Source organism: Mycobacterium sp. (assembly GCF_052143115.1).
Classification (GTDB): domain Bacteria; phylum Actinomycetota; class Actinomycetes; order Mycobacteriales; family Mycobacteriaceae; genus Mycobacterium.
Map to the genome: position 1 here is coordinate 1 of NZ_JBKQTQ010000294.1, position 9287 is coordinate 9287.

General features: G+C 63.8%; 9 protein-coding genes and 1 pseudogene. 8 read left to right on the forward strand and 2 right to left on the reverse strand.

All coding sequences use genetic code 11. The features are described from left to right. The 3 genes and pseudogenes from ACLQI9_RS29020 to ACLQI9_RS29030 form a co-directional block, all read left to right on the forward strand. Positions 1–1836, forward strand: a 1836-nt coding sequence (locus ACLQI9_RS29020; RefSeq protein ID WP_442392496.1) for a serine/threonine-protein kinase PknH/PknJ, incomplete at its 5' end; no start/stop codon positions are given. Positions 1837–2047: 211 nt separating this feature from the next. Continuing rightward, positions 2048–2167, forward strand: a pseudogene (locus tag ACLQI9_RS29025) (hypothetical protein); the annotation flags it as partial. A gap of 148 nt (positions 2168–2315) precedes the next feature. Next, positions 2316–2855, forward strand: coding sequence for an RNA polymerase sigma factor (locus ACLQI9_RS29030; protein WP_442378113.1), 540 nt, complete (start codon positions 2316–2318; stop codon positions 2853–2855). Between the two features lie 11 nt (positions 2856–2866). On the opposite strand, the gene ACLQI9_RS29035 is transcribed toward ACLQI9_RS29030, so the two are convergent. After that, positions 2867–4282, reverse strand: coding sequence for a dynamin family protein (locus ACLQI9_RS29035; protein WP_442392497.1), 1416 nt, complete (start codon positions 4280–4282; stop codon positions 2867–2869). Positions 4283–4729: 447 nt separating this feature from the next. Here ACLQI9_RS29035 and ACLQI9_RS29040 point away from each other — a divergent pair, with 447 nt between their 5' ends. The 3 genes from ACLQI9_RS29040 (at position 4730) to ACLQI9_RS29050 (ending at position 7656) form a co-directional block, all read left to right on the forward strand. Further along, entirely contained in the window at positions 4730–5122 is a 393-nt protein-coding gene (locus tag ACLQI9_RS29040) for a hypothetical protein (protein WP_442392498.1), read from the forward strand. A 141-nt stretch (positions 5123–5263) separates the two neighbouring features. After that, on the forward strand, positions 5264–5635 hold the full coding sequence (locus ACLQI9_RS29045) for a nucleotide exchange factor GrpE (RefSeq protein ID WP_442392499.1): 372 nt from the start codon (positions 5264–5266) through the stop codon (positions 5633–5635). Next, the gene (locus tag ACLQI9_RS29050; protein WP_442392500.1) at positions 5635–7656 is read left to right on the forward strand and encodes a sensor domain-containing protein; all 2022 of its coding nucleotides are present in this window, start codon (positions 5635–5637) and stop codon (positions 7654–7656) included. Before ACLQI9_RS29045 ends, ACLQI9_RS29050 begins: the two co-directional genes overlap by 1 nt. Before the next feature lie 94 nt (positions 7657–7750). On the opposite strand, the gene ACLQI9_RS29055 is transcribed toward ACLQI9_RS29050, so the two are convergent. After that, positions 7751–8056: an FHA domain-containing protein gene (locus tag ACLQI9_RS29055; RefSeq protein ID WP_442378118.1), complete on the reverse strand. Its 306-nt coding sequence runs from the start codon at positions 8054–8056 to the stop codon at positions 7751–7753. Positions 8057–8227: 171 nt separating this feature from the next. On the opposite strand from ACLQI9_RS29055, the gene ACLQI9_RS29060 reads away from it, so the two are divergent. After that, positions 8228–8464 carry a hypothetical protein gene (locus ACLQI9_RS29060; RefSeq protein WP_442378119.1) on the forward strand — a complete coding sequence of 79 codons (237 nt, stop codon included), beginning with the start codon at positions 8228–8230 and terminating at the stop codon, positions 8462–8464. A 543-nt stretch (positions 8465–9007) separates the two neighbouring features. Continuing rightward, positions 9008–9287 (forward strand): dynamin family protein (locus tag ACLQI9_RS29065; protein WP_442378120.1); only part of this gene is annotated, 280 nt, incomplete at its 3' end.

The following is a 9287-nucleotide window of genomic DNA, read 5'->3' on the forward strand; positions in this document are numbered from 1 at the left end:
CAGTTTGGGCCTTATCACCTCAAGCGGTTGTTGGGCCGCGGCGGGATGGGTGAGGTCTATGAGGCCGAGGACACCGTCAAGGACCGGGTGGTGGCGCTGAAGTTGATGTCGGCGACGTTTAGCCAGGATCCGGTGTTTCGCAAGCGGATGCAGCGTGAGGCCCATACCGCGGGGCGGTTGCAGGAGCCGCATGTGGTGCCCATCCATGACTACGGTGAGATCGACGGGCAGCTGTATTTGGATATGCGGTTGATCGAGGGCACCGATTTGGACGCGCTGCTCAAGCGGTTCGGGCCGCTGGAGCCGCCGCGGGCGGTGGCCATCATCCGCCAGATCGCCTCGGCGTTGGATGCCGCCCACGCCGCCGGGGTGATGCACCGCGATGTCAAACCGCAAAACATCTTGATCACCCGCGATGATTTCGCCTATCTGGTGGATTTCGGGATCGCCAGCGCGACCACCGATGAGAGGTTGACCCAGTTGGGTACCGCGGTGGGGACCTGGAAATACATGGCGCCGGAACGGCTTTCCAACGACGAGGTGACCTACCGCGCCGATATTTATGCGTTGACCTGTGTGCTGCACGAGTGTTTGACCGGCTCCCCGCCGTATCGGGCCGACAGCGCCAGCGTGCTGGTCACCGCGCACCTATATGAGCCCATCCCGCGCCCCAGCCAAGAGCGCCCCAGCATCCCGAAAGCCTTCGACGAGGTGATCGCGCGCGGGATGGCCAAAAAACCCGAGGACCGCTACGCCAGCGCCGGTGATCTGGCGTTGGCCGCCCACCAGGCGCTGAGCACCCCCGACCAGGATCAGGCGGCCACCCTGCTGCGACAGAGCCAAGAAGCCGTCCTCCCGGGTGCCGCGGCCACCCTGGCGCCCACATTCGTGCCGTCCCCGCCGCCCGCCGCCACCCCGACACCGACACCGGCGGCCAGCACGGCCTCCCCCGACCCCGCCGGCTCCGGGCCGCTGCCGCGCTCCACCCCCCCGCCGACCCTCACCTGGGCCCCCGACAGCGGCCCCATCCCCGCCGGCGGGCAACCCACCACCAGCCCCCAGTTCCTCCAAGGCGGCGGCTGGCCCGGCCAAACCGCCACCCCCCCACCACCACAACCCAGCAGCCCCCCATCGTGGACCCCACCCTCGCCCCGCAAACCCAACCCCTGGCTTCTGCTGGGCATCGCCGCCCTCGTCGTCGTCGCCGTCCTCGGCGGCCTCGGCATCTGGCTCGCCACCCGACCCACCCCACCCCCCGCGCCGACCTTGACACCGCCCGAACGTCTGAGCTCCCTTCTGCTGAGCCCCGCAGAAATCAACGCCATCATGGGCTCCTCAACCATGCAACCCGGCAACCCGATACAGGCCATGGATACCTCGACTACTCTTTCGAACCCGGATTGCCAAGGGGCGCTTTATGGCATTCAAGATTCCGCGTATGCGGGCAGCGGCGAGACCGGAGTGAGCGGCCTAATCTCGCATGAGCCGGGCGATAACCATGACCACTGGATCGCCCAATCCGCGGTGTCCTTCCCGTCCATCGACAAAGCCCGTGCGTTTGTGCAGACTTCGGGGCACAAGTGGAAGACCTGCGCCGGACAAACCGTGACGAATAACGATAACGGTCAGACGGTCCGGTGGACATTCGGGAACCTAACCGGGGCCAGTCCTCGGATTACGCAGGTGGATACGCAGGAAGCCGGCGGCGGCTGGAGCTGCCAGCGCGCGCTCAGCGCGGTGTCTAACGTGGTCATCGACGTGAACGCCTGCGGAAACCACATCACCAACGAAGCTGCCCAGATCACCGACAAGATGGCCGCGAAGGTAACGGAATAACGGCAAGGGGACCGTCCGATAGTTACCGGTCGGGCCCAGCGGCACATGCCTGTCTGTCCGTTGTGGGTGGATGTTGTGGTTTTTATGCGGGTGGGGTTGGTGGGGGCTTACCGTCATGGGTGACACGGTGAGGTGTTGCGCGCAACGGGTTTGCCGGGTGCGGTTTTCTCGGCGTTGCCGCTGGTGGTGGCCTGGTTTTGGGGAGTCGGCGATGAGCGACACCGCACAGCGTTCACGGGTGGGCTCTCGGTTTGGGCCTTATCACCTCAAGCGGCCGTTGGGCCATGGTGGGATGGGCGAGGTCTATGAAGCCGAGGACGCCGTCAAAGATCTGATCGACTCCCGCCTTCACAACGCTGATCGAGTTCATCCGGAATGGCCGCCACTCGCGGCAGGGGATGTCGTGCGCCTGGCTGCGAAAGGCTGGATGGGGCTGCGCGACGGGGTAGTGTCCGCCGGGGTTACGGCAGGTGGCCAATATGATCGGGATCAATGACGAATCCGGTCTAATTCGCCGAGCGCGTGCCGGAGACCAGGAAGCGTTCGGCGAGCTGATCACGGCCAACCGCGCGCGGGTGTGGGCGGTGTGCTTGCGAATCACCGGCAACACCCATGACGCCCAGGACGCGCTGCAAGATACCCTGGTCGCCGCCTGGCGGCATATCGAGCGGTTCCGTTCAGATTCACGGTTTTCGACGTGGCTGTTTCGGATCGCATCCAACGCCGCGCTGGCCGTTGCCCGCCGCCGCCCCCCCACCGACGTGGCGGAGATCGGCGATGTCGCGGGTGGCCGCGATCCGGCCGATTGCATCGCCGAGGCCGAGCGAGTGCAATCGGCGTTGATGGCGCTTCCGGAGGTGTTCCGGGCGGCGTTGGTGTTGCGCATCTACGGCGATCTCAGCTACGGAGAGATCGCCGTGCACCAAGGTATTCCGGTGCAAACGGTCAAAAGCCGGCTATCGCGAGCGCGCTCGATGCTCGAGCAACGGCTGACACCCACCTCAGACATCCCCGACTGACCCGGGCGCGTTTAGCCCGCGCTAAATAGCAGCTGATAGCTGCGTTCTAGTACCGTCAAGGCTTCCCGTTCGGCGGCCGAAGACGCGGTCAGCCGCTCCCGGCGACATCGCACACACGCCTGCCGCGCCGCATCGTTGATGGCCGCACCATCAGCACCGGCCGGCAGGCGTAATCGCTGGGCCGGGGTGGCTGAAACACCGAGATGATCAAGTTCCTGAACCAGCGGATGTGTGGGGTCCCATCGCAGCATCAGTTCGAGCGCAGACAGTTCGCGCAGCGGGTGCAGGCGCGGGTTCATTCGCGTGGTCTCCAAAAGGGCATTGATCCGATCCCGCTCGGGCGAGGTGTTGGCCAGATCCTGCAGTCGGAACAACACGTAGCGCGCCTTGAGCGTTTCGCTGCGGCGCAGGAAGCGGCGGGCGATCTGGTCACCCACCGCAGTCAATCCGGATTTGTCAGCCAGCCACCGCGCCAGGGCGACCGCTCCATGTTGGGCGACTTTTCTCCCATGCAGAATTCCGTAGACGCCGAGCAGTTCCAGCAGATGATTCACTTCCTCACGGGTGAGAGTGGCGGCCTCTTGGCCGGAGAGGATCCCCACAAGTTCGAAGTCGGCGACAGGGGCCAATTGTGCTAACGCGCGTGCGTCGGCCTCGGTGAGATGGCCGGTCAGCGCTGTTTCTGCGAGCAGGCCCGACACCGGCAAAACGGTGCCGGCAAGGTGGGCAATCTGACTCTTGAGCCGCTCGGCGTGTTTGGCGGCCATCTCCAAAGGATCGACGGAGCTGAATGCTCCCTCACCGAATGTATCGGCATGAGACAGTAAGGCAAGCGTGTCGATGCGGGTGGCAGACATCTCGTTTAAGAACGCGACCTCGTCGGCGCGGGGAGCGCCGTCGCTCAAGAAGAGCGTGCCGTCGGGCCGTTGAATGCCATCTGATGCATCACCCACCATGGCCCGCCTGGTGGCCGCTGAACTCGTCGGATTCGTCGTCGCCAACCCTGGCGTGTCGATGAGCTCGTAATCGCGGAGCAACGCCGACGGTATGTAGGCGATGACGTAGTCGATTTCGGCTGCGGGGCGGCCGAAATCGTCAGGGAGCCGTTGTAACACCGGCATCGTGGTGACGTTTTTGTCAAGGCCGAACACCTCGACTCGCGCCGGCGCACCAAACCGGTACCACGTCGCGACTCGGGTGCATTCGGTTTCGTTGGTCGGCGCGACACGCTGTCCGACCAACGCGTTTAGCAGGGTGGACTTACCGGCGTTGACCCTGCCGACCAACGCCACCCGCAGCGGTGTACCCAGGCGGTTACGCAACCCACCAACGACGGCCCGCTCGTCTGGTGCGAAGTAGGGTGCCACCGTGTCGATGACGGCTGCAACCTCGGCCATCAATTGCGGCGAGTCCGGCCCGGTGACCATGACGTACCTTCGTCCCTCGAATGCGATACACCTGTCGGTGCAGCGCACACACTAGTCTCCTGCCACCTGGCGGGCTAAAAGACGGCAGGTTGGACCCGCAACAGCGTGCAGTCCGAAACCCACAGAACTTTAGGCGCCCTCGGCGCCGCCCGGTCGGTGGAGCGTGAAGTCAGCTGTGCCCTGCCGGGAACATTGGCCGTCGCCTGCGTCTCCAATCAGTAGCAGCCCAGCATGCCTCCGGGGCCAGCGGCCTTAAGCAACAGCAGGGACAGCAATACGAATAGGAACGGTAATAGGGAGGAACCGATCGATGAGGGCCCCACCGGCGACGGCTCGGCGTGCGAGTACCCCTCGTAGGAGCGTGCCGGCGGTGGGCAAGGCGACGGTCCTGACTAATGAACCGGCCGCATGCACGTGTAGCTCTGTGAGATGGTTTGGGAGAGAAAGATGCCGGATGGGTCGGATGAACAGAAATGGTGGGCGGAACTGTTCCCAAGTGGAGATCCGGGTGTGGAGCTTCCTGGCGGTGTCTGGGAAGCGGCGGTGCCCGTCGCGCTGGATCCGGGGACAGCACCGTCCGACGACGATGTGGTGCCAAGCGATCCCGTCGACGTGGCTCTCGACGACGAAGGCGAACTCAACATCGATCACGATATCGGCCATCTCCCAGGCCACGATGGGGCCACCCACGATGGCGATTTCGGCGGTTTCGAGTCCGACACCGGTCACACAACCGTTGATCACTACGACAGCAGCCACGACGAACTCGCGTACCAAGCAGATCCAGACCTCGACAATCCCAGCGAATTCGATGGCTCCTATGGGCTCGATGAGCCGTAGCCGGAAAGTCTTGCGGTTACATGATCGGTGCGGTTGCCTGTGTTCCTCGCTGGCAGCATCCACTTTCGATTGCGGGGTCGCGATGTGACCGACACACCGACGCCGAATCGAGCAAGCAAGCCCTCGGAAGGAGGCTTACCTGTGGCCGAGTCGTCACCGGCAGCTGTTCCGTCGGGATTGGATCGCAGATTTGAGATCGCGGTCGACGGGCTTATCGGCGCCTATGACTTGAGCGCGAATGCGGCGGTGCAGACGCACATCGCCCAGGTGTTGGCGCGCGTGGGCGTGGAACGTGTGGTGGTGCAATCCGGTGTGCCCTTCGATCCCTCGCTGTGCGAGGCGGTGTCGACTGTGGTGACCGAAGACCCGGCTCGGTTTCAGCACGTGGTGGAGATGGTGCGCCCCGGCTGGCGGCAAACCGATGCGGTGCTGCGTTCCCCTCAAGTATCGGTATGGGTAGCCGCCCCTGCCGACAGTGATTCGGCTGGTGCGCGAGTGAACGGTGGTGATTGATGGCCGGGTTATCAGATGGCATCGCGCTGGCGATTGATTTCGGCACATCGAATACTGCGGCCGCGTTTCGAGACCGAAACGGTCTGGTGCAGGAGGTGCGGCTGTCGACGGCGGGCTCGCTAATGCCGTCGGGGGTGTTTTACAGGGGCGCGCAGCTGCTGGTCGGTCGCACGGCGCTGCAGGCGGCGTTCACCGCGCCGGAGGCATTCGAACCATCACCGAAACGCCGGCTGTCAGACCGGGAGATATTTCTAGCTGGAGACATGATCGAGGTAACCGATCTGGTCGCCGCGGTGTTCGGCGAGGTGCTGGACCGGGCGATCCACGTGATGGGATCGGAACCCGACTCGGTGGTGGTCACTCATCCTGAGCAATGGAGCGCTCCGCTGCAGCATTTGTTGGCGGAGTCGGCGATCGCCGGTGGGGTCAGCGCCAGTCGTTTGCGGCTGGTCAGCGAGGCTCAGGCGGCGGCGTGGTTTTATGCCAACTCTGCCCCCGATATGGACGTAGGGGCACGATTGACCGTCTTCGACTTCGGGGGCGGCACCTGCGATGTCGCGGTACTGGAAAGACAGCCTGATCGTTCCTTTTTAGTCGTCGCTAACGATGGGTTGAATGGTTTGGGTGGCCAAGATCTGGACGCCCGGATCCAGTCTTGGGTGCGCCAGCAGCTATCCGCTAGCGACCCCGGTTTGCTCGCTGAAGTCAACAATCCCAGCGCGATAGGCACGCGCCTGACGCTCAACGATCGCATTCGTGACGCCAAAGAGGCTTTGTCGGAAGCGACTTCGGCGTCGGTCGTGGTCGCGGCGGGCTCCTACAATCACGTGCTGCAGTTGACCCGTGGTGAGTTCGACGAACTCATCAGTGCCGACATCGCTCGCGCGGTGGACCTCACCAAGCGGGTGATGGCCGATGCCGATAGGCGACGCCCCTCAACGCAAACGCCGAGGATCTATCTCACGGGTGGGTCCTCACACATTCCGCTGGTGCATGCCCGGCTGGCCGAGTTGGGTCCGCTTGGCGTGCTCGGTGACCCGAAAACCGTCGTCGTTGAGGGCGCGCTCTACACACCTCGAGAAGCTCCTGCGTCCCCACCCGCGCCGCCGTCCCCACCGCCACCGGGATGGCCAACCGCCGCGCCCGCACCCGCATCGGGACCCGCAGCGGCCCAAACGCCACTGCGCCGCCCGCCGGCACCGGTCGCTGTGACCGGCGGCCCTCCGGCGGGCTCGCGGCCGCCGGAGTACGTCGCCTTGGCGCCATCACCCGAGCAGGGGCCGGCCGCCGGCGGCCGGGGCAAGGTCCGCAAGAGGTGGGTGATTGCGGGGGGTGGAGTCATCGGTGCCGCAATCGTGACGGTGACCGTGCTGGTCGCCACAGGGGCGTTCAACGAGCACAAACCCTCGGTGCCGCCGTCCCTTTCTCCGGACAAACTCTCGTCGTTGCTGCTTTCCACCAGCGAGATCAACAGCGTCATGCAGACATCGCATTTGGTACTCAAAAGTACCAACAATAGCCTCTCGTCGGCCGGCACCGTGCTTTCTGACGACAGCTGTCGGGGGTTGATTTACGCTGGCGAATTAAAGGTGTATTCGGGCAGCGGCTACACCGCGGCGGACGACCAAATTCTCGAGACCCCGACCACCAACGCCAGCGACCATTACTTTGTTGAACAGACCGCTGTCAGCTACCCCACCGCCGACGCCGCGCACAATTTCTTCAACACCTCGTCAGACGCCTGGAAGTCCTGTGCGGGTAAATCGCTGACAGCCACCAACCCGCGCACACGTGACCAATTCACGTGGATGATTCAGAACTTCCATACCCAGGACACGACTCTGCAAGTCTTAACACAGCAAGTTGGCGAGAGTTGGGCATGTCAGCACGCGCTGCGCGCGGTGTCGAACGTCATTGTTGATGTGCAGGCGTGCTCGCATTCGGTGAGTAACCAGGCCGACGAGATTGCCGGGAAGATGGTGGCTAACGCAACCAGTGCGATGACGACCAAAAGCGGGTGACGGCACGGCCGCGGCGCCGCCTAACCGCCGCGCTGCAATCCCTGGTAGCTGAGGTGGTGCATCAGTAGCAGGCCGTCGCGCACGACAACCGGTATTAGCGGGGGCGTTTTGGGTGCAGGTGCAGTATCACGCCCTCCGATGGGGATCCGAGGTATACGGTGGCCGGGCCTTGCAACGCGAGCCGTTCGACCCGGCTACCGCCAACGAACATGCCGTTGCGGCTGTGGTTGACAAGGACCCACCCGTCGGGCGTGAATTCCAGTGTCGCTTGGCTCCGTGAGATTCTGGGATTGTCCAGATGCACATCGGCCTCTTCTGCCCGCCCGATGGTCCAGGGCCGGTCGGGCGTGGCTCGCCAGGTTTGTCCGCCGACCCGGACCAGAATGGGTGCACCGGTCACCGGGCGACCAGGGGTGATGGGATTGCCTGTGCCATATATGGTTTTGCCTCCCGGTGGGCGTTCGCAGGCCCTGCCGTCTCAACGGGTTCGACCGTGCTCGATCGAGGAATCGTGATCTCCATCTCCTCAACTTGTCGCGCTGGCGTCTTCGCGTTTTCTGGGATGCGCCAAATGCTGTCGCAGCGCCTGCACCGCTATGTGCAGCCCTCAATGCTAAACGCGTGTGTAGTCCGGCCACAGCAAAACCGTGCGACCGGCCTGACGACTGCCGCCGTGTGGAAGCTTGCGCCAGGTTCCACCGCCTCAACCAAACTGCCTTCGCGCGTGCCGGTGCACACCGCGGGCAACCTGTACGTCACGGACTGGAAAGGCACCTTCCGGGTGCTGAAAGTACCGCCAAGCTGGTGACTTCTCGGCAGCCCCATCATCAAGGCCCGGGCGCCGAAGCCGACCGCCACCGCAAAGTTGGTTGCCCGCCTCGACAGCCTCATCGCCAAGCCCAAACTGGATGAGCGACAATACACTTGGGCGAGTCAAACCACCACTCCGCCTTACCCGGCACGCAAGCGCCAACCAGTCAACAAAATTAGCCGTTCGATGTCGGGATAACGCCCAAACCGAATCATTGAGGGCCACAATCGAAGTCGAGCTCTCCGGTCGGCACCTGTGATCCACCCGGGCAGCGGCCAACCTCGCCGTCGCTACTGGATCGAGCGGGCCTAGAGCCGGCGCAGGCGCCACTCGGCCATCGGTATGATCAGCCCCAACGAGCTCGAGAACCGACTCACTTAGACGGCTCAAGCCGCCCAACCGGACCGCAATCCGCGACTGGGCATTTGCCTGCGACGTTAGTCCTCTGCCCCGTTGCTGGAAACAAACATAAGCGGTCACCGGAAACCTGCCGCAACAATTAGTCTGTTCGTTACTGCCGCATGAAGGGTGCTCGATAAGATGTCCGACTCGCCAGTGCTAGCGGAAGGAGTCGCCCACCCGGCCGCTCCTAAGATCGATGCTGAGCTCTACGCAGTGATCCAGCAAACACACAAAGCGCTGCTGTGGGGCAAATTGAACGCGGTGGCCGATCACGCCTGGTCGATGCTTACCAAAGCACCCGACATGCCCACCGTCGTGGTCATCGGTGAGGTCAAGCGGGGGAAAAGCTCATTGGTCAACGCCCTGCTGGGACGGCCGGATGCTTCGCCGGTCGGCGTCGACATCATGACCTCGGCGT